The 25756-nt window shown below is 54.0% G+C and carries 26 protein-coding genes and 2 tRNA genes; 18 read left to right on the forward strand and 10 right to left on the reverse strand.

What is annotated here, in order from left to right; translation table 11 throughout:
- Positions 1-41 precede the first annotated feature (41 nt).
- The 5 genes from BUB55_RS00820 to BUB55_RS00840 form a co-directional block, all read right to left on the reverse strand.
- Positions 42-479: a hypothetical protein gene (locus BUB55_RS00820; protein WP_073187334.1), complete on the reverse strand. Its 438-nt coding sequence runs from the start codon at positions 477-479 to the stop codon at positions 42-44.
- A gap of 163 nt (positions 480-642) precedes the next feature.
- Positions 643-2103: a sigma-54 interaction domain-containing protein gene (locus tag BUB55_RS00825; RefSeq protein WP_234971741.1), complete on the reverse strand. Its 1461-nt coding sequence runs from the start codon at positions 2101-2103 to the stop codon at positions 643-645.
- A 17-nt stretch (positions 2104-2120) separates the two neighbouring features.
- Positions 2121-3278 carry a serine/threonine protein kinase gene (locus tag BUB55_RS00830; protein WP_073187336.1) on the reverse strand — a complete coding sequence of 386 codons (1158 nt, stop codon included), beginning with the start codon at positions 3276-3278 and terminating at the stop codon, positions 2121-2123.
- On the reverse strand, positions 3275-4003 hold the full coding sequence (locus tag BUB55_RS00835; protein WP_073187338.1) for a tetratricopeptide repeat protein: 729 nt from the start codon (positions 4001-4003) through the stop codon (positions 3275-3277). Before BUB55_RS00835 ends, BUB55_RS00830 begins: the two co-directional genes overlap by 4 nt.
- Positions 4004-4067: 64 nt before the next feature.
- Positions 4068-4502 (reverse strand): DUF3332 family protein, encoded by a 435-nt coding sequence (locus tag BUB55_RS00840; protein ID WP_073187339.1) that lies wholly within the window; start codon positions 4500-4502, stop codon positions 4068-4070.
- 273 nt (positions 4503-4775) lie between these two features.
- On the opposite strand from BUB55_RS00840, the gene BUB55_RS00845 reads away from it, so the two are divergent.
- Together BUB55_RS00845 and BUB55_RS00850 are read left to right on the forward strand one after the other, a co-directional pair.
- Complete coding sequence (locus tag BUB55_RS00845; RefSeq protein ID WP_073187341.1) at positions 4776-6287, forward strand: extracellular solute-binding protein; 1512 nt, start codon at positions 4776-4778, stop codon at positions 6285-6287.
- A gap of 3 nt (positions 6288-6290) precedes the next feature.
- Positions 6291-8018 carry a sensor domain-containing diguanylate cyclase gene (locus BUB55_RS00850; RefSeq protein ID WP_073187343.1) on the forward strand — a complete coding sequence of 576 codons (1728 nt, stop codon included), beginning with the start codon at positions 6291-6293 and terminating at the stop codon, positions 8016-8018.
- Positions 8019-8051: 33 nt separating this feature from the next.
- Here the strand turns inward: BUB55_RS00850 and BUB55_RS00855 are convergent.
- Positions 8052-8125 (reverse strand) — tRNA-Pro (locus tag BUB55_RS00855).
- Between the two features lie 79 nt (positions 8126-8204).
- The gene (locus tag BUB55_RS00860) at positions 8205-8936 is read right to left on the reverse strand and encodes a hypothetical protein (RefSeq protein WP_073187345.1); all 732 of its coding nucleotides are present in this window, start codon (positions 8934-8936) and stop codon (positions 8205-8207) included.
- A 29-nt stretch (positions 8937-8965) separates the two neighbouring features.
- On the opposite strand from BUB55_RS00860, the gene BUB55_RS00865 reads away from it, so the two are divergent.
- Entirely contained in the window at positions 8966-9676 is a 711-nt protein-coding gene (locus BUB55_RS00865; protein ID WP_073187725.1) for an HAD family hydrolase, read from the forward strand.
- Positions 9677-9721: 45 nt separating this feature from the next.
- Here BUB55_RS00865 and BUB55_RS00870 read toward each other — a convergent pair whose 3' ends face one another.
- Together BUB55_RS00870 and BUB55_RS00875 are read right to left on the reverse strand one after the other, a co-directional pair.
- Positions 9722-11389 (reverse strand): hypothetical protein, encoded by a 1668-nt coding sequence (locus BUB55_RS00870; protein WP_073187347.1) that lies wholly within the window; start codon positions 11387-11389, stop codon positions 9722-9724.
- A 39-nt stretch (positions 11390-11428) separates the two neighbouring features.
- Positions 11429-12130 (reverse strand): AgmX/PglI C-terminal domain-containing protein, encoded by a 702-nt coding sequence (locus tag BUB55_RS00875; RefSeq protein WP_073187349.1) that lies wholly within the window; start codon positions 12128-12130, stop codon positions 11429-11431.
- 148 nt (positions 12131-12278) lie between these two features.
- Between BUB55_RS00875 and miaB the strand changes: the two genes are divergently transcribed.
- The 9 genes from miaB (at position 12279) to argS (ending at position 19005) form a co-directional block, all read left to right on the forward strand.
- Positions 12279-13601 (forward strand): tRNA (N6-isopentenyl adenosine(37)-C2)-methylthiotransferase MiaB, encoded by a 1323-nt coding sequence (gene miaB / locus BUB55_RS00880; protein WP_073187351.1) that lies wholly within the window; start codon positions 12279-12281, stop codon positions 13599-13601.
- Between the two features lie 62 nt (positions 13602-13663).
- Complete coding sequence (locus BUB55_RS00885) at positions 13664-14554, forward strand: SPOR domain-containing protein (protein ID WP_073187353.1); 891 nt, start codon at positions 13664-13666, stop codon at positions 14552-14554.
- A 77-nt stretch (positions 14555-14631) separates the two neighbouring features.
- A tRNA-Leu gene (locus BUB55_RS00890) sits at positions 14632-14715 on the forward strand.
- Between the two features lie 26 nt (positions 14716-14741).
- On the forward strand, positions 14742-15476 hold the full coding sequence (locus BUB55_RS00895) for a hypothetical protein (RefSeq protein WP_073187355.1): 735 nt from the start codon (positions 14742-14744) through the stop codon (positions 15474-15476).
- Positions 15477-15484: 8 nt separating this feature from the next.
- Entirely contained in the window at positions 15485-15832 is a 348-nt protein-coding gene (gene panD / locus BUB55_RS00900; RefSeq protein ID WP_073187357.1) for an aspartate 1-decarboxylase, read from the forward strand.
- A 33-nt stretch (positions 15833-15865) separates the two neighbouring features.
- Positions 15866-16474 carry a hypothetical protein gene (locus tag BUB55_RS00905; protein ID WP_073187359.1) on the forward strand — a complete coding sequence of 203 codons (609 nt, stop codon included), beginning with the start codon at positions 15866-15868 and terminating at the stop codon, positions 16472-16474.
- On the forward strand, positions 16474-16878 hold the full coding sequence (locus tag BUB55_RS00910) for a LytR C-terminal domain-containing protein (protein WP_073187360.1): 405 nt from the start codon (positions 16474-16476) through the stop codon (positions 16876-16878). Before BUB55_RS00905 ends, BUB55_RS00910 begins: the two co-directional genes overlap by 1 nt.
- Positions 16875-17291 (forward strand): ribosome silencing factor, encoded by a 417-nt coding sequence (gene rsfS, locus BUB55_RS00915; protein ID WP_073187362.1) that lies wholly within the window; start codon positions 16875-16877, stop codon positions 17289-17291. Before BUB55_RS00910 ends, rsfS begins: the two co-directional genes overlap by 4 nt.
- Positions 17278-19005, forward strand: a complete 1728-nt coding sequence (gene argS / locus BUB55_RS00920) for an arginine--tRNA ligase (protein ID WP_073187364.1) — start codon at positions 17278-17280, stop codon at positions 19003-19005. The genes rsfS and argS overlap by 14 nt, the downstream gene beginning before the upstream one ends.
- Positions 19006-19099: 94 nt before the next feature.
- Here the strand turns inward: argS and BUB55_RS00925 are convergent, their stop codons facing one another.
- Positions 19100-20218 (reverse strand): fibrobacter succinogenes major paralogous domain-containing protein, encoded by a 1119-nt coding sequence (locus BUB55_RS00925; protein ID WP_234971742.1) that lies wholly within the window; start codon positions 20216-20218, stop codon positions 19100-19102.
- Between the two features lie 100 nt (positions 20219-20318).
- On the opposite strand from BUB55_RS00925, the gene purU reads away from it, so the two are divergent.
- Genes purU through BUB55_RS00955 form a run of 6 tightly spaced genes read left to right on the forward strand, consistent with a single transcriptional unit; the run spans position 20319 to position 25755 of the window.
- Positions 20319-21164, forward strand: a complete 846-nt coding sequence (gene purU / locus BUB55_RS00930) for a formyltetrahydrofolate deformylase (protein ID WP_073187368.1) — start codon at positions 20319-20321, stop codon at positions 21162-21164.
- Between the two features lie 8 nt (positions 21165-21172).
- Positions 21173-21670 (forward strand): hypothetical protein, encoded by a 498-nt coding sequence (locus tag BUB55_RS00935; RefSeq protein ID WP_073187370.1) that lies wholly within the window; start codon positions 21173-21175, stop codon positions 21668-21670.
- A gap of 10 nt (positions 21671-21680) precedes the next feature.
- On the forward strand, positions 21681-22349 hold the full coding sequence (gene pyrE, locus BUB55_RS00940) for an orotate phosphoribosyltransferase (RefSeq protein ID WP_073187372.1): 669 nt from the start codon (positions 21681-21683) through the stop codon (positions 22347-22349).
- 54 nt (positions 22350-22403) lie between these two features.
- A complete protein-coding gene (locus tag BUB55_RS00945) occupies positions 22404-23060 on the forward strand; it encodes a hypothetical protein (RefSeq protein ID WP_234971743.1) in 657 nt (218 codons plus the stop codon).
- Positions 23060-24334: a hypothetical protein gene (locus BUB55_RS00950; protein ID WP_073187376.1), complete on the forward strand. Its 1275-nt coding sequence runs from the start codon at positions 23060-23062 to the stop codon at positions 24332-24334. Before BUB55_RS00945 ends, BUB55_RS00950 begins: the two co-directional genes overlap by 1 nt.
- Positions 24335-24378: 44 nt before the next feature.
- Positions 24379-25755: a DEAD/DEAH box helicase gene (locus tag BUB55_RS00955; protein WP_073187378.1), complete on the forward strand. Its 1377-nt coding sequence runs from the start codon at positions 24379-24381 to the stop codon at positions 25753-25755.
- Position 25756 lies beyond the last annotated feature (1 nt).

The following is a 25756-nucleotide window of genomic DNA, read 5'->3' on the forward strand; positions in this document are numbered from 1 at the left end:
GACGACAGCAATAGCGATATGACTATCGCAATCGGTCGCATTTACTTGTGAGAATGGTCCCCTTGGTGCATGGGAGGCGGCATCATGGGGGACATAGGCATTCCCCGCATGGGATTCATGTTATGAGAATCCGGCCTTTCGTAAAAAGGCTGACGTTCGCGAGGCTGCTTTTTTTGGGATTCCCCCTCAAAACGAGACTTTTCGTTCCGTTTTTGCGAAACGTCATTGCGTAAACCTTTTTTCTCGGCGCTGGAACTCGCCCTCAACTTGGAGAGAATTTGTTCGCGAGCGGCCTTGCGTTCGGCACGCATTTTTTGCCAGTCTGCTTTTTCTTTTGCACCTAAATCCGGAGTTTCTCTCGAAAATTCGGACCTTTCGGCGGGGGTCGGAACACTGGATTCCGGCTGCGCAGCAAGCCCGCCAGCGAAGACAAACGCTGTCGAGAGAAGGATTGAAGCTATGAAGATCAAGCGATTCATACCAAACTCACTGCAAAAACCGTGCCAATTGTTCTTTTAGGCCTTTATCCGGCTTTTTAAGCCTTTACAGGCATAATATAGATTATTCCCCCGAAAAAGGTCGTAAAAAAACTGAGAAGATTCGCCCCGACAGGACACATTTTCCCGATTTACGTGATTTGGACTACGCACCTTTGTAGTCCTCCTTCTTCATCCCGAGTCGTTCCATGACCTCGCGCAGCACTTTGCGGTCGATTCCAAGGATCGTGGCGGCCAAAGTCAGGTTCGCATTGCTGTCACGCAAAGCGCGCGAAATGACTTCGCGCTCCACGGCCTCGCGGGCTTCCTTGAGCGTGCGCGGAGAATCCTTGGTCTCCTTGTGCAAGTCATCAAGACCTAAGTCCTTGGGCTGGATTACACCGTGGACCGCCTGCACCAGGCCCTTCTGGATGCGGTTTTCGAGTTCACGCACATTGCCCGGCCAGTGGTAACTCAGCAATGCCTTTTCGGTGTTGCGGCTCATTTTGAACTTGCCGCGGCCGTACTCGGCGCCGTAGCGCTTGATGAATTCCTCGGCCAAGAGCACCACATCCTGCCCGCGGTCACGGAGCGGCGGGAGCACCATGGGCATCACCTGGATGCGGAAGTACAGATCCTCGCGGAACTTCTTTTCGCGAACGGCCTCTTCGAGGTCGACGTGTGTCGCCGAGATGACGCGCACGTTCACCGGAATCTCGCGGTTGTCGCCCACACGCGTAATGTGCTTCTCTTGCAGCACGCGCAAAAGCTTCACCTGCATATTCATGGGGAGTTCGCCGATCTCGTCCAGGAATATGGTGCCGCCATCGGCCTCTTCAAAAAAGCCCTTGCGAGTCTCGATGGCACCGGTAAACGAACCCTTAGCATGCCCAAAAAGCAGCGACTCGATCAAATGTTCAGGAATGGCGCCGCAGTTCACCGCAATAAAGGGACGGTCGGCACGCGGGCTCATTTTGTGGATGAACTTGGCAAAAACTTCCTTGCCCGTCCCCGTCTCGCCGCGGATAATCACCGGAAGCGGGAGCGGCGCGAGCTTCTCGGCTAGGGCAACGAGGTCCGCCATGACCTTGCTCGAATAAATAATGTTGTCCTTGCGGACCACGTTCTTCAAAACGTCGAGGGATTCCTTATCGCGCAAGCGATCGTAAGCGGCAAAGGCGAACTTTTCGCACACCGCTACAAAGGAATCGAACAACTGGCTGTCTTCTTCAGTAAAGGGTTCCTCGCGGGCAGCGCGCTGCAAATACAAATAACCGGCTTCGCTATCGGGCGTGCGGAAGGGGCTCACCATGATGCTTGTGAGCTGATTCTGCACAATGGACTTGGAGAGGTCCGCCGAATCGTCGTCGAGCTGGTTCCAAACCACAGCGCGTTTTTCGGCCTTGGCCTGTTTTACCGCCGAGATCGAAATGGAAACCTGCTCCGGATTTGAAAAATGGAGCGGCGTCTCGCCGGCAATGTCAAGCACGGCAGCATCGGCGTGAAGCACGCCCTTCGCCACTTCCAAAATCTTGGGGAACAAGTTCTCGGGCTGTTCCTCGTCAAGCAAAATCTTGACGACATCCAGCATCTTCTCGGTTGCAAGCATCGATTCCGACTTCATCATAACCTTCCTGATTGACTCTACTCGTTTTCGTCCTTATCGGGGATAGGGAGTGTTTTGAGGCTCTGCCCATCAACACCAACCGCCGCCGAGTCCAGGCCGTTTTCGAGCCCCGCCTCGCCCATGTCCAATGACCTGGATTTTTTAAGCATCAGGGCCCCGGTTTCGTCGATGTTCGAACTGCCCCCTTTCACAACGACCACCAACACCGATACCAATAATATAAGAACAAAAAAGGCCGTCAAGAGGAACTTTTTGTTCCTCCCTGTGTGCTGCATCACTGCAAATTCCGGCGGAATTTCGCAAGTTTCGCCCTCATTGTTACAAATCGTTCCACTTTTTGAAAAAAAGCTTTTTAGGAACTTTGTTTGAGAATTCAACCAGGCGACTTCACCGCCGCAAACACCCGCAAAAGCGATCTCCAAAAGTTCGTCCAGTTCATCCAGGTCCTCCACACGATTTTCGGGATCGGCACGCAAAAGCGCACTCCACAACGGGGCAAGTTTGGTCAAGGTCTCGGGCCCTGCAAGCGAACCCGATTCCACCAGTGAATCTAGGCGGGAGTACAACTTTGTCGTAGGATCCAGCGAATCGGCCCGGGTGGCGGCATCGGCGAATTCCTCGTAGGTTTCAGCCTTTACCAGTTCCTCGCCCGCGATCCAAAAGTACAAGAGCATCCCCAAGCTGTAGGCGTCGCTCTTTTCGGTTGCGGGCTTGCTCTGGAAGCGCTCGGGAGCCGCATACGGAAGCGAGCCCGGACCCACAATGCCACAATCGATGAGCGTCACTTTGCCATCGGCACCCACAAGAACATTCGCCGGGTTTAGGTCGCCGTGGTGGATTCCCTTTGCCGAGAGCGTCTTGAGGACGACCACCAACTGGCGGAGCGCATCCAACGCCACCGCCACGGGCATGGGAGAGAACTTGTTCGATTCAAGACCCTCCACAAAATCGTAGACCAGGTACGGGCGGGCATTTTTTTCTCCGGCATCCACAACACGGTACACGCCGTCCACGCGCTCGTGCAAAAGGCAACCAACCGTCGCTGAATCAAAATGGCATCCGGCGGCATACCACTTGAGGACATAGGACTTGGATCCCGCCCACAGCCTGTAGATTTGAGCCTCGCCTCCCCTGTGCAAAAGCGAGCAACGGGTCACGTCGGCGAAAACACTCATAGTTCGCCCTGTTCCACCATGGCCTTGAGGGAATCTTCAGCCGCCTGCGTCCAACGGGCAAGCTCCTTATCGTCGGGCAGGGCTTCGTGGCCCATGGACCAAATGTCCCACGCCTGTTCAATGTCGCCTTCAGCCCAATAGAGGTTGCCGAGGTTCATGTAGGCCGAGGCGAAGTTGGGCTCCTTGGTCACGATGTAGATGTAAATCTTTTTGGCCTGCTCCACGTCGCCGCGGTTTGAGAGCACAAACGCCTTAAGGTTGTGGCTAAAGTAGTTCGCGCTGTCCAACTGGATGGAGTGGTCCAGCAAAGGGAGCACGTTCGCGCGACCATTCTCCATAAGGGTTGCCCGCGCCAAGTAAAAAAGGCTCGTCGAGTAGGCAGCGTCAATTTTGCCGCTGGAATCCACCTTCGAAAGAATGCGGAATTCCTTGACGGTGCGGTCCCAGAGGTCGAGCGTGGAGGTTTTTAAATGCTCTTTGTCCTCGGCAATGGCGTAATAGGCAAGCGCCAGCCCGTAGCGGGCATCCCGGTGCGCCGGGTCAGAATCAAGCGCCTTGGAAAAACTGGTCACGGCGCGATCGTAATCGCCAATTTGCAAGGCCGCGTTACCACGGTTCACCTCGGTCTCGGAGCAACCACAAAAAAACACCGTAGCGACAACAACCACGATTTTCCATACATAACCATATAAATGATGTGTCTGATTACAAACACGTCTCATCATGTTTTAAATGTATAAAAAAATCCCTGCCAAAGGGCAGGGATCTTCGAAAATTCGAAAGCAAGAATTACTTTTCGAGTTCGCGAACGGCAACAACGTTGCCTTCGGCGTCAAGAGCGCGCACGACGTTGCCATCGCGTTCGAGCTTGATCTGAGCAGTTTCGCCCTGAGCGGTGGTGATGGTGGCGGAGAGAGAACCGTCAGCATTCTTCACAGCGGCAATGGTGTTGCCCTGAGCGTCCTGTTCGTAGTAGCTGTCACCAGCGGCGAGCGGGTTGGAGCCAGTCCAGAATTCCACAGTGTTGAGCACGAGGATGTCAACGAACGTAGCAATGCCGTAAACCGGGATGACCATCATGGCAAAGTGAACGATAGAGTTGAGCCACTTGTTGCCAAGAGTGCCGTTCCAGCTGAGAAGCTTGTTGAAGCAGGCGTAGCTGCCGTAGCAACCAGTGAGAGTGATCATGCTTGCGCAAATAACTGCAGCGAGAGCTTTTTTCATTTTATTTTACTCCTTAAGGTTTTAAGTTTATCGTAATATTAACGACACCGAAAATATAAATAAATAATCCCCTCTTAACAAAAAAATAGGGAAATTTTTAAAAAAATTGACGAAAGTCACATATCCAAAACAAGCCTTTTTTTGCTTAAATCGTTGATTTTGGGCAATTTAGGTAGTCTATCGGCTAAAATTCTCCAAAAAAAGCCCTTAAAATTTATTTATTACCCATTGGTCTCTTTTTTGTTTAGTTTACCAAAAAAGGAAGAACATTTTATGACATTGAGCCGTCGCTTTGCCGTTGCCGCATTTTTTGCGCTGATTTCGTCTGCCTTTGCCGCAGGACCTCTTACTGTTTGGATTATGCCCAACGGGGCCACCCCGCAGCAAAAACTGGAACAACGCCTGGAGGCATTTACCAAAAAAACGGGAATCAAAACCCAAGTGCAGGTGCTGGACTGGGGCGAAGCATGGAACCGCATTTCGAACGTTCTCGCCACGGGCGAGGACGCCCCCGACGTCCTTCAATTAGGGACCACCTGGATACCCTATTTTGCCTCCAAGCAACAGATTAAGCCCCTGAACCCGTGGCTTGACAAGATTGATTCCAGCCGTTTTGTCCCCACCAGCTGGCATACCTCGCATATTGAGTCCGACACCACCATCTATTCGGTCCCTTGGTTCATCGACGTTCGACCCCTGCTGGGCAACAAGCGCATTTTAAGGGAGAACGGGATTTCCAGCGATAATGTTTCCTCTTACGAAGGCTTTGTAGACGCCATCAAAAAAATCAACTCGCGCAAAGAAATTCTTGAAAACGGCGTGAAAGTCCGCGCCTACGCCTTCCCCGGCAAAAGCGACTGGAACATCCCCCACAACTTTGCCCCGTGGATTTGGAGCAACGGCGGAGACTTTATTGCAAAGGACAAGAACGGCAAGTGGCACGCCAACATTTTGAGTGAAAGGACGTTGTTCGGCATCGCCAAGTACCTGAACTTTGTGCTAGACTCCTTGGTTCTAAGCGACGTTTTACAAAACAACACGGCACAAATCGCGCAGCAGTTCAATGCGGGCGAACTCGCGTTTATCGTGAGCACGTCCGAAATAGTTATGCAAGTCCATTTTGACGGCACCAAAGGCGGACTCTCGGGAGCCCAGATTGGGAGCGACAGCATTGTGGCGCTCCCCTTCCCCAAGGGATCCGCCGGATCGGTTAGCTTTATTGGCGGAAGCAACCTCGCCATACCCGCCGGCAACAAGCGCCCCGAGGCAATCAAGCTCCTGCTATTCCTCACAAACGACGAGAACCTGGACGCCTACACTAAGCAAATCGGATTCCTCCCCGCGTCCAAGAAGGTCCTCGAAACTTGGTCCACCGACGAAAACTACCGTGTACTTGTCGAAGCACTTAAGACTGGCAAAACCTACACAGCTATCCCCGAGTGGGGCGACATCGAACAGAGCCTAGTCTCCATGTTCAGCGAAACCTGGGACCACCTGGAGATTCCAGCCCTCTACTCCGAAGAAAAACTGTACCAGATTTTCTCGAACTACTCCGCGGCTATCGACAAACAGCTGAGCTACACCGCCACGGGAACCATGACGTTCGCCGAATTCCAAAGCGTGTGGCACAAGGCACTTGGCATCAAGGACGAACCGGAAAAAGAACCCGACGCGACCGACGATAAAAAAGCCATTGTTGAAGAGAACCTGCGAAAGGCGCCCTGGGTATTTGCCGTCATGCTGTTCCTCGGGTTCCTGTTCTCCCTCAAACGCAAAAAGAAGTAACCTATGAAAAACGTAAAGGTCACTACATTTTCGCAAAGCATCATTTTCAAGAGCCTTTTGTTCTTGGTGATTTCCATGTTACTCATTGTAACAGTGGGCACCTACTTTTTCACCCAGAGGCAACTGGAATCGACAGTCCAATACAACTACAGTTCCAACGAAGCCCGTTTGCAGCAGCTCGCATTCTCGGCAAACAACGAAATGGAACAGTTCGGGAGTAGGCTCTCCCTGCTCGCTAAGACCTCCGAAATCGCGACCATGGACCCGGTGATTGCAGCGGGCCATCTCAAGAGCTACACCATCTCGTCCATGTTCTCGTCGGGCGAAACCGTTTCGCTGTATGACCACCAAGAACAACTCATTTGCGACAATTCGATGCTCGAGACCGCCAAGGCGATTTACCCCGTGGAGTTCGGCAAGATTTCGCCACACAGGCCCTATGTTACACCTTGGTACCGCGAAGGCGACGGCATACCCAAGCGCGCCTTTGCCGCCGTTGTCTCGGACCGAACAAGCAATGGCGGTTACATTGTGGCAAGCTTTAGCATGCGCCGCCTTTGGAAATACTTTAGCGAGTTCAAGGTCGGGCAAAACGGGTTCGTAATCGCCATCAACACGGCAGGCGAAATCCTCTACCACCCCGACCTCAAAAAATGGATGGACGGGGTCCACCGCATTTCAGAAACAGGATTCGAGGATTTTAACGTCCAGACCTACGAAATCAACAAGCCGACCTTTATCAAACTGAATGACGGACACCGCTACCTGATCAACTACAACTTTAACGCCGAATACAACCTAGGGCTCATCACGCTCCAGCCCAAGTCCGAAATCGACGCCTCGGTATCGACAGTCAAGTTCATCAGCAAAGTCATCCTCGCCTTCGCCATGCTCGCCATCTTGCTGGTCGCATTCTGGCTGATTCTCATTCTCGGGCGGCCCATGAACCGCCTCATTGAGCACATTTCCAAAATCACCAACGGCAACATCGACATCGACGAAATCAACGTGGGCAACCGCAAGGACGAAATCGGCCAGCTCTCGAGGGCGTTCAACCAAATGCACAGCACCATCAAGCGGCAAATCAAAGAACTGAACGCCCACCGCGAAATGCTGGAACAAGAAGTCCAGGAACGCACCCAGGAACTGGAAGAGGCAAACAAGAAACTCGACCTTATTTCGAGGACCGACGACCTGACCCAGCTTCCCAACCGTCGCGACATGCACGAGACAATTGACAACGAGGTCGGCCGCAGCGCCCGCACCCACAAGCCGTTCTGCTTTATTTTCTTTGACATAGACCACTTCAAGAACGTGAACGACACCTACGGGCACGCCGCCGGCGACCTGGTCCTCAAGGCGGTGTCGTCGACCATCCGCGGGCTTTTGCGCAAGTACGACGTGCTGGCCCGCTATGGCGGCGAGGAGTTCTTGACCCTGTTGCCCGAAACGGACCTGGAAGGGGCAGCCATCGTCGCGGAGCGCTTCCGCAAAAAAATCGAAAAGCTCTCCATTAGCTTTGCCGAACAAAAAATCAAGGTGACCATTACCCTGGGGGTCGCCCTGTACGACGACCGGCTGGGCGCCGACCGGAGCATTCAGCAGGCCGACAAAGCGCTATACGAGGGCAAAGAGACCGGGCGCAACAAGGTCGTCATCTGGGACCCCGAACGCACCAGTGAAGAGGATTACAAGCAGGCGGCCATCGAAGAAGCTCGCGACCGCAGGTAAACAAAAAAGACTCGCTAAAGCGAGTCTTTTTTATCGGGATGACTGAATTCGAATCAGCGACCTCTTGAACCCCATTCAAGCGCTCTACCAGGCTGAGCTACATCCCGAGGTCTCTTGCAAGAGTGAACCAAAGTTAGTTAAACTTTGCCTTTTTTTCAAGGCAAAACCCCGAAAAAGGCATTTTTTCTATTTCCAGTAGCCCACAATCAGCACCTCGGGCGTCGCCTTCGGGTACTTTTTGCTTTTAAAGCCCACGATCTTCCTCAAACTTTTTTGCTTGAGTTCCCAGCCTTCGCGAAGCAGCCCCTTGGTCGAAAGCGTCACCTTGAGTCCGGGGACCTTACCGCCTTCCTTGATTTGATCCAGCTTATCCACGTTCAACATCACAGGCTTGGTCTTGATACTGAACTCGCGCTTGGAGGCGGAGTCCAGGGTGAGGTCCGGGCGGGCCTTTTTTTCGGTCTCCCAAACGTAGAACGTCCATTCGCGTTTTTCGCCCGCCGCGTAATAGCCGGCGTCAAAGAGTTTTTCGCCAAAGAATATGGGCGCCTTCACAAAGCCGTCGAGCGTCGCCGTATAGGGCTTGCCGTCGGTCCCAACCATCACCACCACCGGGTTGATTTGGCCGTCCATGCCCGCAAAGTCCATGTCGAACTCCACCGTCACAGCGGCATTCGGCGCAATCTTTTTAGGGTACTTGAAGTTCGACATGCCAATGCCCTGACCAATCACATTCTCCAGGACGATTTCCTTATTCGTGACGTTTGCGCCCTTGATCACAATGTGCTTGACATCGCCCTGGTCGGCGTAACCAATAGGGTACGGTTCGGGAACAAACTTGATGGCGTCGTCGGCAAAAGCCTGCGACGCGAGGGCCGCGGCGGCGGCAAAGGCTAAAATCTTGATTTTCATGCGCATAATATACAAAATTTCTATCTTTGGGCTCCGTGAATTCAAAGGCAGACATACAGGCGCTTGTCGCGCAAAAAGATTTGTTCATTTTCGACCTGGACGGGACGCTCTTCAACACGCTGGGCGACCTAGCTCCGGCAGTGAATTTTGCCATGCGAAAGTTCGGGCTCAAGGAACACGACAATGAGACTGTACGTAGTTTTATTGGAAACGGGTCCATGAACCTCATTCGACGGGCCGTGAGTAACGCCCTCGGACTTGGCTGGCCCAAACTGGAATCCATGACAATCGGGGACATCGACATTGCACAGGTCCATCAAGTTTATTCGCAATTCTACTGGGAAAACTGCACCGCGCATACAGTCCCCTACGAGGGCGTCGTCGAGTTCATCGAGCGTCTGCGCTCGCAGGCAAAGCGGGTTGCGATGGTCACGAACAAGCCTGTAAAGCCAAGCGAAATCATTTTGCAGAAATTCAACCTGCTCAAGCACTTTGACGCATATCTGTGCGGCGACACCTCGCCCGAACGCAAGCCAAGCCCCGCAGGCATCCAGGCCATTTTAAAACAGCTGGGAACGGACCCCAAAAAGGCATTGATGATTGGCGACGACACGCCCGACGTGATGGCATCCAAAAACGCGGGCATCGACTGCGTCGCGCTTTTGGAAGGCTTTGGCAAACCCGAGAATCTGCTCCCTCTCGAGCCCCCCTACACCATAGGCCACATCAAGGATTTTCCATATTGAGCGCCAGGAATATTAATGCTAGCAGAAGGGACATAAAATGATGCGTTATCGGGACATCAATAGTAGCTTATTATTCCCTTGGAGGCCGTCGTTGTCGAAGCGGACGGTGGGATTCTTGCCGCTCTTGTAAGCATCTTCGCTCTCGTAGAGGGAGAGCGCCACGGAAACGCCAGGCTGGGTTGCAAGATTTGCCTCGCCCGCCGGAACCGCGCCGCTGAACGAGAATTCCTGCAAAGCGCCGTCCTTGAAAGTTCCCTTGGGAATGCGGACGGTCTCGCCCATTTGCGAAAGAGCCTTGCCCGTACTATCCACGAATTCAGCCACCATGTAAATATCGAAGAAGCAGGGCGCCACGCCGGTGTTCTTGACGGAAATGTTCAACGTACTCGTAGTATCTTTGGCACCTGCGACAGTCACCAGTTCCGCCTGCGTCACGGTAAAGTTGTACCCGATGACCTTGCTCATGGAATCGGCGAGGGCCTTGTTGTCCTTGTAGAAATAGTAGCCGCAGTCATTGTCCTGGTCCAGAACGTAGTAGGTCAGGTGCGCCGTGGTAATCGCATCCACCCAGCGTTCCGCAGTCCACTTCTGGGTGCCTCCGGGAATCAGGTCGTCGTAGGTCAGCATCGTCCTGTAACCGGCGATATTCTCGGCGATGGTCGGGAGGTTCGCGTTGTATGCCCGCAGCAAGGTATCGGGCCTGCCGGGAATGCCGATGAACCCATCGTCGCGCTTGGTAATGCCGAGTTCAAGCGCATGCGTATAGACATCGCCAAAACCGTTGGAGGGCAGCACCAATTGGGTTTTCTTAAACAGGGATGCGTAATAGTCCAGCATGTCCTTCAGCACCGAGTCGGCGGGCATCTCGCTCCCCAATATGTGGGATGTGTGCCATTCGCCCCATTCGCCAAAAGTGCGGACATCGATGTATTCGATACGCGGGTCGCCATCATATTTTTCGGCCAGCGCCTTCGCAAACTCCTTCGCCGCCCAGATATAGATGGAATCGTCCCAAACGGGCGCGTACGCATGGAATTCCGTCCCGCGCAAGTCGATCTGGATTTTCTTCGCGCCCATCTCGTAGACAAAGGGAGGCGTCCAGTCGTATTCTTCTTGGGGCGGGAAGTCGCTCTTGATAAACGAAGGGGTGTACGGCAGCACGCGCAGGGCGTAAGTCATGTTGTGCTCGGCAAGTGCGTTCAGCAATTTTTCCAGTTCCGTCCAGTCGTAAACGCCCTTAGCCGGGTTCAACTTGTTCCACTGCTGGTAACCGGAACCGTACGAGACCAGGTCCCACGCCCTGTTGTTCAAGGAACCGTAGGGGCCGTACTCGAACTCCGGGACAAAAGTCCACGCGCCTCCGGTCGGTACCGTGAATCCCTTGTGCGGGTTGGAAAGCGGGCCATCGAAAGGCTTGAGCGCATAGGTGATTTTGGTGGTGTCGCCTTTAACGGCGGCGGAAGAGTCTGCGCTACTTGAAGATGTCATTCCGGCCAGAGCCTGTCCCGGATCTTGTTCCGGGAAGCCGGAATCACCGTTTTCACTGCTAGACGAAATTTCTGCCAACGAACTCGACTGCAAAACAGACGAAGACTGCGCGGTATCCGAAGAACTTGATTCCTCGACCGCACTGCTTTCGCCACCCTCCGGGTCAGCGCTGCTACCATCATCGCCACAGGCGACAAGGCTGATGCATGCAAAGAAGGCAAACACTACTAAAATTTTTGGATCTTGACGCATAGGTAAATAATCCTATTCAGGCTGAGAGGACTTTATTTCAACCGTGTTTTCTTGAAAAGTAATTGGGAAAGTCGCAATAGTTTCTCCCGACTCCACTTTCGGAAATTTCCAGCGACTTACAGCTTTTTGAATATCTTCATCAAATTCTTTATAACCTGTAGTCGAAGATTTAATTTGATTTTCTTTAACCGAGCCGTCCGCAGCGATTGTCAACTTCAAGGTGATTTCGCCTTCAAAATGTTTATCAGGATTTTTCTTTAAATACCTGATACTGTATATATGGCGCAATCCTGGCGTGAAAGAAACCAAGACATTAAAAATAGATTCTTTGTCAAGCGAGCTACCTTCAGCAACAGATATTTTTTCTCTAACCGGAAATTCGGCAAGGCCTTTCGAATTTTGCGGAGTTTTTGCAGACGCATTGGCGACCACCATAGAATCCGCCACATAAACTCCATAAAGAGCAGTTACACCCGTGTCAATCAGTTTGCCGATATTCTTTAGGGAATCCAATCTCCGCTTTTCCTTTTTCTCAAGGAGATTGCCTTCGGGCTTTTCGTCGAAAAATTTCTTCGTGTCCCAGGGATGAATCAATTTGGGATTATCCTGCTTGGCAGCATCATCGTTTTTTTCGGAATCGCTGCAACCGGCCCACAGCGCCGCTGCGGTCATCAGAACAATCTTCCCAAGACATCTGCTAAAGAGTTTAGCCATATTTTAAGTATAGCAAAAATATTTTCGCGAACAACGGGGTTTTAGGGGCGGAGCCACTAGGCGTGGGGGTTGCGGAAGACACGGCCGTGCCATGGCTGAAGCGAGGGGGATACCTCCCCCTTCTATATTTTTTTCTAAATTTACCCGCATGAAAAAATACCACTTGGCCACATACGGCTGCCAGATGAACGAGTACGACTCGGCGATGATTGCCCAGGAGCTCGACATGTGCGGTTGCGTCGAGACGAGCAACCAGGAAGATGCCGACTTCATCATCGTGAACACCTGCAGCGTACGCGAAAAGGCCGAGGAAACCGCCATCGCGAACATCAGCAAGCTCAAGTACCTGAACAAGAAGAACCCCGACGTGAAGGTGGTCGTTTGCGGCTGCATGGCGAAGAATCGCGGGCCGGAACTTTTGAAGCGCCTGCCTAACGTGAGCTACATCGTGGGCCCGGACCAGTACAAGAAAATTCCGGAGTTGCTGCTGGGCGACGCCAAAAGTCCCTTGCACCAGACGCACCACAAGATGTTCATCGACGAGGACTTGAGCGAGAACTACCTGGGTGAATACGCGAAACTCCAGAACGACTTCAGCACGTTCGTCGCCATCCAGCGCGGGTGCAACAAGCGCTGCAGCTACTGTATTGTGCCGTATCTGCGCGGGCCGGAAAAGTACCGCGACATGGAAGACGTGCTTGCCGAAGTGCGCAAGGCGGCCGACAAGGGCATTACCGAGGTGACGCTCCTTGGCCAGACGGTGAACGCCTACAAGACGGAAGGCGGGAACTTTGCGGACCTGCTTACGAAGGTTTCTGAAATCGGGGGCATCCGCCGCATCCGCTTTACGAGCCCGCACCCGAGGCATTACACGAACGAGCTCATCGACGTGCTGCTGAACAACCCGAAGGTCTGCCACTACGCACACATCCCTATCCAGAGCGGCTCCGACGCCATGCTCAAGAAGATGCGCCGCCAACACAACATGGAGCAGTACCTCTCGATTATAGAGCAGCTGCGCAGCAAGGACCCGTTCTACGGAATTTCGACGGACGTGATTTGCGGATTCGTGGGCGAAACGGAAGAAGATTTCGAGCAGACGCTCAAAGCTTTTGAAACGTGCCAGTTCGACTCCGCCTTCATGTTCATCTACAGCCCGCGCAAGGGCACGGAATCGTACAAGGAAGCGGAGACTCTCACCGAGGCCGAAAAGAACGAGCGCCACACGCGCCTGGTGGAACTGCAGAACGCCATCACGCTCAAGCGTAACCAGATGATGCTCGGCCGCACCGAGGAACTGCTGGTGGAAAAGAACTCCGTACGCGACGAGACGGAACTGCGCGGCCGCACCGATAACTTCAAGAAGGTCGTTTTCAAGCCCGAAGAAGGCCGCATCGTGAAGCCCGGCGACTACGTGAAGGTGAAACTCGACGACATCCGCGGATGGACGATCCGAGGGACGCTGGTGTGAGGTGTGGGGTATGAGGTCGGGGCTTCGCCCCTTTGAGGTTCGCTAGAGTGAAATTTGAGGTAATGAAGATGAAGTTTTGGAATTTTCGCGGAATTGCAGTTGCTTTGCTTTCTGCTTTTGCAGCAAATGCGTTCGCGCAGACGATGGCAGACGCACAGAAGGCCTATGTAGCCGGCAACTGGAAAGAAGCCGCAGCCGCATACGAAAAGGCCTGCCCAACCCTTGCCGACTCGGCAAAAACGGAATGCTACCTGTGGAACGTGCTCGCTCTTTCGCAAACGGGTGTGACAGCCGACTTTAGCAAGGCGGGCAAGCGCCTCGACAGCCTCATCGCCAAAACGAGCCCGCAAAACACGATCTACTCGGACCTGATGATGACAAAAGCGCAGTTTCAGCTCTACCTCGGCAAGCACGAAAAGGCGGCGGAATCACTGAACCACGCCATTGAAACGGCACAGCCCCGCCAAGTCACGGTCCTCCAAAAGGTGTGCACCGCCGTGCAAGCCCGCGTCAAAAACGACATTCTGGACAGCAACTGCAAAAAACTGAACAACCCCGAGGCGTTTGCGCAAGCCAAACCATCGGCGGCGGTCCAACCTGCGGCTGTAACCCAACCGGTGGTACAGACCCCAGAGCAGGTCAAACCCGAGCCCAATCCGGTAAAGGCATCTGCCGAGCCCGCAAAAACGGTTCCCGAACCAGCAACATCCACTCAAAAAGAGACCTGGTATTTGCAACTTGGAGCCTTTGGCGTCAAGGGAAACGCCGATTTGCTGGTGAGCAACCTCAAAAAAAGGGGCATTACTGCCAAAATCGAGGAACGTCCCGGCGAGACTAAGACACTTTACGTTGTCCAGACAGGTGATTTTGACTCCAAAGAGAAGGCCATTGACTTTGGGGCACAAAAATTAGCCCCTCTCAATGTGGAATTTAGGGCCTTTGCTAGGAAATAATTGCGTAAAATTCGCCAATTTTTGCGTTTTTCCCCTACAAAAAAACACAAAAGTGTTCTATATTTGTGGTACCCCAAGCCGGGGTGGTGAAATTGGTAGACGCGCCGGACTCAAAATCCGGTACTCGCGAGAGTGTGAGGGTTCGATTCCCTCCCCCGGCATACAGAAGGATTGAAAAGAGGTCACAATGGCTAAATGGTGTAAAGTTCTATCTACGATACTGGTTGCAGGCTCCTTGGCTTTTGCACAGTTCGACGATGACAACGAGAGCACGACCGAGGCCTCTGAAGAATCCAGCTATTCCTACGGTAGCGAGGAAGAAGAGGAAGCTGAAGAACCCAAGGTCGGCGAAGCCAAGGCCAGCGGTGACGAATGGGAAGGCTTCCGCTACGAAGAAATGGGCCTCACCCAGTGGGAATTCCAGCAGATCAAGGAAGCCGGCGTTTCCCGCGACAAGCTCACCCGCCTCGTGGAATTGGGCGTCCGTCCGTCCGAATACCTCCAGAAACCCTGGGAAAAGATGAACATATCCGAAGACGAATGGCTTGGCCAGCGCTCCGAAGGCATGGAAGACGCCGACATCGACCGTTCTTACAGGAACCGCAGCGGCGACCAGAGCTACGCCTACCTTTCCCTCCTCGTACCGAGCCTTTACCAGTGGAAGAAGGATGACATTGTCAAGGCTAGCATCATTGACGCCGTTTGGGTCGCCGGTGTTGCAGCCGCCGTCTACATGAATGTCGACGGACAGTCCAGCTGGTTCTATTGCCTGATCCCGGTTGCCGCAGCGCACATCTATTCTTTTGCCGACGCTTTCTTTGGCACCCAGTGGGATAGCAACCCCGATGCAAACCGTTTCAGCTTTGGCGTGGTCCCGACATTCGACAAGGGTGTCGCCGGCATGCTCCAAATGAAATTCTAAGCAGCGCCATGCAGCTAGAACTTTTAAAAGCGAAAATTCACCGAGCCACCGTTACAGATGCCAACCTCAACTACGAGGGTTCCATCACTATTGCCCGCGACCTGATGGATGCCGCAGGCATCCTTCCCTTTGAGAAGGTCGGCGTGCTCGACGTGAACAACGGCAACCGCCTCGATACCTACGTGATTGAAGGCAAGGCCGGTTCCGGCGTCATTTGTCTGAACGGCGCTGCGGCACGCCTGGTGCAACCGGGCGACCTCGTGATTATCGTGGCATACGCCACCATGAGTGCCGAAGAAGCCAAGACCTGGAAGCCGACGGTCATTCGCGTCAACAGCAAGAACGAAATCATCTAGAAGTTGCCGCGGCAACTTTTATATATTGTGTGTATGCGCGTACTCTTTGTGTTTATGGGTTTGTTCTGTGCCGTGGGCGGTTTTGCCCAAATGGCGATCAGCTCGTCTTCCCCCGTAAACCGCGAAGCCCCCTATAGCGAGGCCGTTTTTAAAGAGACCACCCGTGTCGATACCGTTTACGACACGGTCTACGTGGCTGTCGACGACGGGATTCCGTGGAACCACGAATACTTTGACCACGACCGTCTTTTGCGCCGTGAATCCTTTGACCCGGCGCTGAGCGTCGCCTACAGCTACTCCGTGAGTTTTATAAGCGGCCCCCTGGGAAGCATTAGCCAGACCAGCTACCTGATGCACCTCGCCTACGAGTTCACACCGCAGCTGAACCTTTACGCGGATCTTGGGCTTTGGATGCCGCTGTACTCTACGCTCCGCACCCCGGGCGGTTTCGAACGTGAAGACATCCGCCAGGGCAATGTGGATTTTGTGATGCCCGACTTGGAACTGGTCTACCGGCCGACCCCTAACACGTCGTTCCACTTGATGCTCGTAAACGAAAACGACATGATCAAGACTTATGGGCCCTCACGCCACCCTTACCGTTCCTACTACGACCGAAGATATTCTACATTTTACCGCTGATGTACAACAAGGCCCTTTTAATCGCAGCTATCGCAACGCTCTTTTTTGCCGGATGCAAGGAAGAAGTCAAGCAGGAAGTCCACGTGGTGCGCCACTACGCCGGCGACGTGGAAGTCCTGAACAGTTGCGGTGAGCAGGGTGCCGCCGGTAAAATGAGGACCTACCTACGCGAGAACGGATTCGACGTGGTGAGCTATAAAAACGACCGCCTGCAAAACTACGACGAAACCATCGTGGTGCTGCGCAACCCGGAATGGGAAGGCGGACAGGCGCTCGCCAAGGCTCTCAAAACGGACAATGTCATGACGATCATCAGCAAAAGGTCCGTGGTGGACGCCTCCGTTTATATTGGCAAGAACTTTCATAAAATCATAGAACCTGACGACCAGGGAGAAGAACAATGACAGCAAACAAGCAAGAACTTCCGCAGGCCATCCAACTTGGCGCGAGCATTCTCTTTGAACTCCGCGCACAGAACGTGCAGCTTATTGACCTGCGTGGCATCAAGGACGTGACCGACTACTTCCTTGTCGCAACCTGCGAGAGCGAGGCCCAGATGCAGGCCATTTTGAACGAATTCCACAAGGAGTTCAAGGCCAACAAGCTTCCGTCCGTGGGCGTAGAATACAAGGAAGGTGTGCGTTGGGCCGTGTTTGACGCCGGCCTCGACCTGATGGTCCACCTGTTCGAAGAAGAAAAACGTAACGAGATTTCGCTCGACCGTCTCTATGCTGACGGGAAAATCGTGGAACTCGACGAAAATGACTTTGTAAAGAAGACTACCAAGAAGAAGAGCAGTGAAGATGAACTCGTTTGAGCAAGAAATCGCAGCAGCGCTCGCCGCAACCGGTTCCTTCGAAAAGGAAGCGGCTTTGAAACTCATCTCCGTGCCGCCTGACACCACGCACGGCAACTTCACCATTCCCTGCTTTTCGCTCGCGAAGGTGATGCGCAAGGCCCCGAAGATGATTGCCGAAGACCTCGCCGCCCAGGTGAAGCTCCCGGCAGGTCTCTCGAAGGTGGAAGCCGTGAACGGTTACCTGAACTTCTTCATCGACCGCGGATTCCTTGCGAAGTCGACTCTCGAAGAAATCGCCGATAAGGGTTTGGAATACGGCCACGCAGCCCCGAACGGGAAGGTTGTCTGCATCGACTTCAGTTCCCCCAACATTGGTAAGGAACTCGCCTTCCACCACCTGCGCTCCACGATGATCGGGAACTCCCTTTCCCGTATCTACAAGGCAGCAGGCTACAAGGTGGAACGCATTAACCACCTGGGTGACTGGGGTACCGCTTTTGGCAAGCTTATCGTGATGTACTTGCGCGAAAATCGCCCGACAGACGACGCCACGCTCGATAGCCTGACCGTGAAGGAACTCAACATCCTTTACGCAGCCTTCTCCAAGGCCAGCAAGGAAGAACCCGGCCTCGAAGACGAAGCACGCGCTGCTTTCACCAAACTTGAACAGGGCGACGAATTCTACCGCAAGCTCTGGACCGCCTTCCGCGCGGCAACGCTCAAGGAACTCATGCGCATCTACGACATGATGGGCGTGAGCTTTGACCACTACACCGGCGAATCCTTCTTCGAAGACAAGATTCCCGCCATTCTCGACGAACTCCGCGAAAAGAACCTGATGGTGAAGAGCCAGGATCTGGACGTGGTGATGCTCGACGAATTCGACCTGAACCCCTGCCTGATCCGCAAGAGTGACGGCTCTACGCTGTACGCGACCCGCGACCTCGCCGCCGCCTGCTACCGCAAGAAGGAATACAACTTCGACAAGTGCCTCTACGTGGTGGACCTCGGACAGGCGCTCCACTTCAAGCAGGTGTTCCACGTGCTCAAGAAGATGGGTCGCGAATGGTACAAGGACATGTACCACATCCCGTTCGGCGTGATCCTGCAGTTGGTCGACGGCAAGTGGGAAAAGGGCAAGACCCGCACGGGTACTGCAAGCCTGCTTCGCGACGTGATTGAAGCCGCCCAGAAGAAGATTCTCGAATTCATTGACGAGAAGAATCCGGGCCTCGAAAACAAGGAACTCATCGCCCGCCAGATCGGCATTAGCGCCCTCACCTTCAACGACCTCAAGAACAGCCGCCTGAAGGATGTGCGCTTTGACTGGGATGCCGTGATGAGCTTCGAAGGCGATACGGGTCCGTATGTTCAGAACGCCCACGTACGCCTGTGCAGCATCATGCGCAAGGCCGGCATTGAGCGCGCAGACCTCGCCACCGCAATCAAGGACGTGAACTTCGCCGAACTCAGCGACGATGCGGCCTACAGCCTCATCAACATCCTGTCGAAGAAGGGCAAGAAGATTCTGGACGCCGTCGCCGGTGATGAACCGAGCGTTCTCGCCCAGTACGCTCTCGAAATCGCCGAAGCCGCCCACAAGTTCATCCACGAAGACCGCGTGCTTGGCTCCGCCGAAGAAAAGTCCCGCCTGTTCCTGGTTCAGGCCACGCAGATCGTGCTGGAAAACGTGCTCGACCTGCTCGGACTCTTCCCCATCAGGCAGATGTAACCGAAGCGGTTTGGGCATCGAATTTGATGCAACAAGATATAAGAAAGGCTCCCGTTCGGGAGCCTTTTCTAATGCAGTTTAATCGCAGGCTTAACTAGTTTCCGTTGATGCAGCGGACAGAGTATCCGTTGTTTTTTGCATTGTTCGGCACCAACTGGCGAACCATCTGGTCGCTCATGCGTCCCATGGACCACAACCAAATGGTTTCGTTACGTCCGTTCTGGGCGCTCCAGAAACCGGCATACTCGCCCATGTCTTCGTAGCGGACCGTAGACTTACCCACAATTTTGCGGTAACCCGAAGAGAATACGGAGAAGCCGTACTCGTCGGTACCGCCACCGCCCTGCCAACCCGTGGTGGCCTTGAGCTTGCTCGCAAACTTTTCGCACTTGTCCACGCCGTCATAGCAACCGGTGAGGCCCTTGAGCATATCGTCCCATTCGCGGTCACGCGGCAAATGCCAACCTTGAGGGCAAGCCTTGCGAGCGCCTTCGAGGTCGTACAAACGTCCACCGCGCATGCAGTAAGAATCCTTGTCGTCATAGCACCAGGAGTGCCCTTCCACATTGTAGTTGACATTCTGGGCAAACCATTCACGGCCTTCCACCTTCACAGTGCGGTAGACCTGACCATCGCGCGGGTCGGTAAACATACCGGACTTGTCGCGAATGTCGGCGCGGTGTTCCTGTTCCTTCAAACGGAATTCCACAAGTTTTTCGCGCTTGTACTTTTGGTAGCCTTCAAGATTAGCCATCCAGTACTCTTGCGCCTTGGCATTTGTGAACTTGAGCTTGAGATCGGCCACCGCATAAAGCTCGTTACCGCAGGCAACGTCTATGCCGGCGATATTCACAATGTACTGTTCGCCGTCAAAATCCATCGGCTTGTCGAAGTACGAAATCCAGGCTTCGGCAGTCTTTTGGCAAACCGCGTAAAAGTTCTCCTTTTCGATCTTTTCGGCAGGGACCGTCAGGTGACCCGCTGCAGAGAAAGAGAACTTGCCGTCGTTCACCTTGAAAGAAACCGGCTGGACTTCCTTGTAATGGGTGTACTTACCCATGCGGATTTTGCCTTCGATTTTGGCGGCGGCATAATCGCCCTCGCCTTCGGCATTGAAAATGGAATCCCAAGATTTTTGGATAACAGCGGAAGTGGATTCGGCAACCAAGGCAAACACCGCACCGGCCACGATCAAATATTTTTTGCTAAACACTCTCTGCCTTCTTTTTGAGATTGTTGAACTACACCCCAATGTTAGCTTTTTTTAAGAGTTTTCACAAGGCGAACAAACTGCAATTAGCTACATTTTACATATGGCTACAACACGCTACATTCTTCAAATCCACTGCCCCGACCAAAAAGGGCTCATTGCCGGCACCACGCAGGTTCTTGCCAAGGCGGGCGCCAACATTATCGACCTCCAGCAACATACGGCCAAAGATATTGAAACCTTCTTTTTACGCGCTGTTTTTGACATGGAGGCAGGCGACATCAACGAAGTGCACAAGCACCTTGAGACCCTCGCCCCGCACCTCCAGCTCAACTGGAAATTGTTCGACACCTCTAAAACCGAACGCGTGGCGATTTTCGTTTCCAAGACGGACCATTGCCTTTACGACCTTCTACTCAAGCGCCGCGACGGCGACCTTCCCTGCGAATTCAGCTGCATTGTAGGGAACCACCCCGACCTCGGCCCCATTGGCGGCAACTTTGGCGTGCCGTTCTACTACGTGCCGAGCAACCCCGACAAGAGCATCCCCGAGAACCGCTTTAGGGAAATCATTGCCGAAACAAGGACCGACACGGTGGTCCTCGCCCGCTACATGCAAATTCTCTCGGCCGAGTTCACCGAAGAATTCAAGTACCGCATCATCAACATCCACCACGGGTTCCTGCCCGCCTTCAAGGGCGCTAAGCCATACCACCAGGCATGGCACAAGGGCGTCAAGATTATTGGAGCCACGGCGCATTTTGCCACCGAGGACCTGGACCAAGGACCAATCATTTGCCAAGACATCCAGCGAGTGCCCGAAACGGCTAGCATCGACGAGCTCGTGGAACTGGGCAAGGATATCGAAAAGCGCACCCTTTCGCAGGCTCTCAAACTTTGGCTTGAACACCGCGTATTCGTTTGCGCGGGCCGCACCTTTATTCTCTAGGAGTCACTATGTCCACAGAAAACCTGAACGAACAGAACAACAGCGTCCCCGAAGCTGAGGCCGCCCCGGTCGAAAACGTACAACCCGTCGAACCGCAGGCAGAGGGCGCCGCCGAACCGGCAGCCGAAACCTACGCCGCTCCCGAAGAGACAGTCACCCAGCCGCAAGTCATCATTCAAAAGGAGCGCGGCTTTTCGCACTATGTGGGATTCGCCCTGCTCAGCGTCCTCTGCGTTTGCTTCTACTTTTTGCCGGGCATCGCCATCACCTATGCAGTGAGCTGCATTGTCGACCTGACTGCCGCCGCCGCATGGATCTTTAGCGCCATTTTGAGCGTCGTGGCCTGGTTCGTCTTCAAGATGAAGATCAAGGGCTTCAAAAAATCCTTCTACTGGTACATCGGCCTCTGCGTGGTGATCCTCCTCATATTGATTGCCATCCAGGTGATTGCCGACGTCAACGTTTTCGCAGGCATCTTGGCCCTCCTCACCGGCGCCAAGGCCTAGGAGTTTCCGCATGACCGAAACAGATACCTTCGTCCATTTTCTCGTGGAATCGGGCGCGCTCAAATTTGGTGACTTCGTCACCAAGAGTGGTCGCAACACGCCGTACTTCATCAACACCGGAGAGTTCCGCACGGGAGCTTCGCTCTCGAAGCTCGCCGAATTCTATGCCGCAGCTTTCATGAAGCACTTTGACAGCAAGGCGCAGAACCTCTACGGTCCTGCCTACAAGGGCATCCCGCTCTGCGCTGCCACCGCCATGAAGCTTAGCGACGTGTACGCCAAGAACCTCACGTTCACCTACAACCGCAAAGAAGTCAAGGACCACGGCGAAGGCGGCTCCCTTGTCGGCTACAAGTACGCCGAAAAAACGAACGTCGTCATTATCGAGGACGTGATTACCGCGGGCACCTCCGTGAACGAGACCATGCAGGCTCTTTCGCAAATCGAGAACGCCAACGTGATTGGCCTCCTCATCTCGGTGGACCGCAAAGAGAAGTTGGACAACGGCAAGTCAGCCCTCCAAACGGTGCAGGACGAGTATGGCATCGAAGCCCACTCCATTGTCAACATCAACGACATCATCGCGTTCCTCGAGAACGAAGCCAACCGCAAGGCGATTAACGCCCCCGAGGGAATCCTTGACAAGGTGTACGCCTACCGCGAAAAATGGGGTGCATAACCTCGTTACGCAATAGAGCCCATGGTGTTTAGGAATTTGGTCATCCTCTTAGTTATGACTTGTGCCCTCGTGGGGTGCGGTCATCACTACCATTGGTCCAAGTCCCATCCCATGTACAAAAAGGCGCCCTATGCCGAACTCGCCGTGGCGGGAACCGAGGAAGCCTTTGTGCTGACACGGTCCGCCTGGTTCGCCAAAAAATTGCAGCTGAGCCCCGACAGCATTCAAATCAAGGCCACAGCATTTTTTGCCGAAGTCTTTTTAAACGAGCTCACGCGCGCCTACCCCACCTTCACCAAGATTCCCGAAGCAAGCGTCAAGACATTCCCCGAAGAAAGCCAAAAGCTGGACGAGCGCGTTTTTATGAAGGGTCGCCTGCCTGAACAGGGCATCGTAGTAAAGGACAGCACTGGGGGCGAGCCTCCCTACATTTTGATTCTGCACGAATTCATTGTGGGCACAGACCTCAAACGCGAAAGCTACTTTGACTACGCCTACACGCACACCGAGAACACCGACAAAAAAACGTCCAAGAACCTGACCGCCATTGTTTCGTACACGCTCTGGGACAATCAAAAGCAGCGCCCGCTGTTCAGCGCCGTCGACGAAATCCAGCACCCCATCATCGTCCCGACCATGCAGGACCTCGAGGCCCTGGTGCGCACGGCGGTCAAGCAGATTCGCATTAACTTGTATGGAGGGGCTCGCTAATGAAGCTGTTCTCTTCCATCGTTTTTGTTTGCCTGCTCTTGCTATCCATTGCCGGGAACGCCATGGCGCAAAGCGTCTACTTTAACGGGCACTCCACCGTGTGGAAGGACGCCGACATCCTCATTTGGACGCCCGATGCAGATCCCGCCATTGACGTTAAGGAATTCTGCCTTTCTTTAAAACGCTTCAACTCGGGGATTGGCGACCCCAAGTGCCGCCTTGCCGGTGAATGGGAACGCGATACCGTAGCCATCCGCTACGCCCACTGGCTCAACGCCAACATGGATCCCGCCCTCAAGCCCGAATACCTGCGAGCCCGCCACCCCGCCATGCAGGCCAAGTTCCAGGCGCTCGAAGACAAGACAGTCCTCTTTGTCGCCAAGAATGCCGACAAGGTGAACATCGCCATTTTCGACGAGACCTCGTCGGAACCCAAGGCGGCCGCCTCCATGCTTTTGAGCCCCGACAAGGTCGCCACCGGCGACGCCATCGCGAACACGTTCTTTAGCGCGACCGCAAAACGCAGACTTACAAAGGAAGAACGCCTCAAATTGCAGACCGAACCCGACGATTACTTCCAGGAGACTCCCGTATTCAAGGCGTGGTTCGGGCTCGGCATCGGCTACTCCCAAGCGCACATCCCGCTGACCCCCGATAACTGGACCGAGAGCCACACCGAGAGCACCGTACGCAACTACCGCATTACCAAGGACTCGGTAAGCCTTTGGAACTTCCTCGACGATTCCGACCCGTTATTCTCGGTTTACGCGGGCGGCACCTGGTACGATTTTATTGGCCTGGAACTCATTTACCGTTTTGCCAAGCACCACATGAAAACCGACCCCGCCGACACGGTGTACCAGGAACTGGATCACTGGAATTTTTACCAGCACGAGGTTGGACTCAGCGTGATGTTCTCCAGGAATTACAAGCCACTCACGTGGATCGACATCACCCCGTTCGCGTTCATGGGATTCCAATACAGTTTTTTTGTCGAGGACATCGACCTCAAAGGCGATGTGGATTCCCCGTCCAAGGCGTACAAGGTCCGTATCAAATTTGAGGAAGCCTACAAGGGAGCGCTCCTCGGGTTCGGCAGCCACTTCATTTTCTTTAAGCATTACGGTTTGGGGCTCCGCACAGGCATTTCGAGCCGTGGCCGCGACATGTACGTGGACCCGTCCCCCGAAGCCGCCGCCCAGCCTTCAATCATTGGCGGGTTCACCGCCGACTGGTTCATTGGTGCTGGCCTAGAATACCACCTCAGTCTTTAACATGAGTGCCGACCCGCCAATAAAAAGCTATCTTTGGCGGCACTATGAGTGATTCCGAAAAAGTCAATCCGTTTTTAACGCCTGTCAAAATCATCGAACCCGAGCACAAGCTCCCCGACTACACTTTTGACATGCTCCCCGAAGAGCAAAAGAATATTCTCGCCAGACACGGCTGGACCGACCTGATGCCGGTTCAGCGCAAGACAATCCCCTACATGCTTGCCGCACGCGACATGCTCGTGCAGTCCAAGACCGGTTCGGGCAAGACGGGGGCCTACGTGCTCCCGCTCCTCCAGGTCATTGTCCGCGACCACGTTTTTCCGCAAGCGCTCATCCTTGTGCCTACCCGCGAACTCTGCATCCAGGTGCAGGACGAAATCGAAAAGCTTTCCGTGGGCACAGGCATCAAGTCCGTCGCCATCTTTGGCGGCGTGAGCTACGAACCACAGCTCAAGGCGCTCCGTGAAGGCGTGCACATCATCGTCGCGACCCCGGGACGCCTCATGGACCACGTACAACGCGGTCATGTGGACTTCCTCGACATTCGCGACCTCGTGCTGGACGAAGCCGACGAAATGCTCTCGATGGGCTTCTACCCCGATATGCAGCGCATCCGCAAGTACCTGCCCAAGATGATCTCGTGCACCATGTTCAGCGCAACCATCCCGCAAACAGTGAAGAGCCTTGCCCGCGAATTCCAGCGCCCGAGCGCCGAATTCCTCTCGCTCAGCTACGACAAGGTGATTGCGAACAACCTTGAGCACCGCTACTACATGTGCGACGTGATGGACAAGGACTCCATGACCATCAAGGTGCTTGAATACTACAACCCCGACAGCTGCATGATCTTTTGCAACCGCAAGAGCGACGTGAGCTACATTGAGCAAGTGCTCTCGGGTTACGGCTTCCAGGTAGGGGCTCTCAGTGGCGATGTGGCGCAAAACCTCCGCGAAAAAACGCTGAACGCCTTCCGTGACAAAAAGATCCGGATCTTGATTTGTACCGATGTAGCCGCCCGTGGTATTGACGTAGACCACGTGACCCACGTGATTGTGTACGACCACCCCGCCGACCACGAAGTGTACGTGCACCGCAGCGGACGTACCGCCCGTGCCGGCAAGAGCGGTCTCTGCATTTCGCTCATCACGCCGGTCGAAGAAATCGACCTGCGCCAGACCGCAGCCGACTTCGGCATCAACTTCATCAAGATGGACCCGCTGACCGACGAGGAGATTGCCCAGAAGGTAAGCGAGCGCACCCGTGCCCGCCTGGAGCAAGAAAAGAACCACTTTGGCGGTCAAAAGGCGACCGAGCGCATTGGCCGCATGCTCCCACTGGTAAAAGAACTCGCAAACGGTTCCCACGAAGACCAAATGCTACTCGCATGGCTGCTGGACCGTTACGCATGGAAGAAGGCATAAA

It is taken from the genome of Fibrobacter sp. UWP2 (assembly GCF_900141705.1).
Classification (GTDB): Bacteria; Fibrobacterota; Fibrobacteria; order Fibrobacterales; family Fibrobacteraceae; genus Fibrobacter.

Bases quoted from the DNA above. Each gene is read 5' to 3' on its own strand.
- BUB55_RS00820 (WP_073187334.1), bottom strand. From the start codon at position 479: ATGAATCGCTTGATCTTCATAGCTTCAATCCTTCTCTCGACAGCGTTT.
- BUB55_RS00825 (WP_234971741.1), bottom strand. From the start codon at position 2,103: ATGATGAAGTCGGAATCGATGCTTGCAACCGAGAAGATGCTGGATGTC.
- BUB55_RS00830 (WP_073187336.1), bottom strand. From the start codon at position 3,278: ATGAGTGTTTTCGCCGACGTGACCCGTTGCTCGCTTTTGCACAGGGGA.
- BUB55_RS00835 (WP_073187338.1), bottom strand. From the start codon at position 4,003: ATGATGAGACGTGTTTGTAATCAGACACATCATTTATATGGTTATGTA.
- BUB55_RS00840 (WP_073187339.1), bottom strand. From the start codon at position 4,502: ATGAAAAAAGCTCTCGCTGCAGTTATTTGCGCAAGCATGATCACTCTC.
- BUB55_RS00845 (WP_073187341.1), top strand. From the start codon at position 4,776: ATGACATTGAGCCGTCGCTTTGCCGTTGCCGCATTTTTTGCGCTGATT.
- BUB55_RS00850 (WP_073187343.1), top strand. From the start codon at position 6,291: ATGAAAAACGTAAAGGTCACTACATTTTCGCAAAGCATCATTTTCAAG.
- BUB55_RS00860 (WP_073187345.1), bottom strand. From the start codon at position 8,936: ATGCGCATGAAAATCAAGATTTTAGCCTTTGCCGCCGCCGCGGCCCTC.
- BUB55_RS00875 (WP_073187349.1), bottom strand. From the start codon at position 12,130: ATGGCTAAACTCTTTAGCAGATGTCTTGGGAAGATTGTTCTGATGACC.
- miaB (WP_073187351.1), top strand. From the start codon at position 12,279: ATGAAAAAATACCACTTGGCCACATACGGCTGCCAGATGAACGAGTAC.
- BUB55_RS00885 (WP_073187353.1), top strand. From the start codon at position 13,664: ATGAAGATGAAGTTTTGGAATTTTCGCGGAATTGCAGTTGCTTTGCTT.
- BUB55_RS00895 (WP_073187355.1), top strand. From the start codon at position 14,742: ATGGCTAAATGGTGTAAAGTTCTATCTACGATACTGGTTGCAGGCTCC.
- panD (WP_073187357.1), top strand. From the start codon at position 15,485: ATGCAGCTAGAACTTTTAAAAGCGAAAATTCACCGAGCCACCGTTACA.
- BUB55_RS00905 (WP_073187359.1), top strand. From the start codon at position 15,866: ATGCGCGTACTCTTTGTGTTTATGGGTTTGTTCTGTGCCGTGGGCGGT.
- BUB55_RS00910 (WP_073187360.1), top strand. From the start codon at position 16,474: ATGTACAACAAGGCCCTTTTAATCGCAGCTATCGCAACGCTCTTTTTT.
- rsfS (WP_073187362.1), top strand. From the start codon at position 16,875: ATGACAGCAAACAAGCAAGAACTTCCGCAGGCCATCCAACTTGGCGCG.
- argS (WP_073187364.1), top strand. From the start codon at position 17,278: ATGAACTCGTTTGAGCAAGAAATCGCAGCAGCGCTCGCCGCAACCGGT.
- purU (WP_073187368.1), top strand. From the start codon at position 20,319: ATGGCTACAACACGCTACATTCTTCAAATCCACTGCCCCGACCAAAAA.
- BUB55_RS00935 (WP_073187370.1), top strand. From the start codon at position 21,173: ATGTCCACAGAAAACCTGAACGAACAGAACAACAGCGTCCCCGAAGCT.
- pyrE (WP_073187372.1), top strand. From the start codon at position 21,681: ATGACCGAAACAGATACCTTCGTCCATTTTCTCGTGGAATCGGGCGCG.
- BUB55_RS00945 (WP_234971743.1), top strand. From the start codon at position 22,404: ATGACTTGTGCCCTCGTGGGGTGCGGTCATCACTACCATTGGTCCAAG.
- BUB55_RS00950 (WP_073187376.1), top strand. From the start codon at position 23,060: ATGAAGCTGTTCTCTTCCATCGTTTTTGTTTGCCTGCTCTTGCTATCC.
- BUB55_RS00955 (WP_073187378.1), top strand. From the start codon at position 24,379: ATGAGTGATTCCGAAAAAGTCAATCCGTTTTTAACGCCTGTCAAAATC.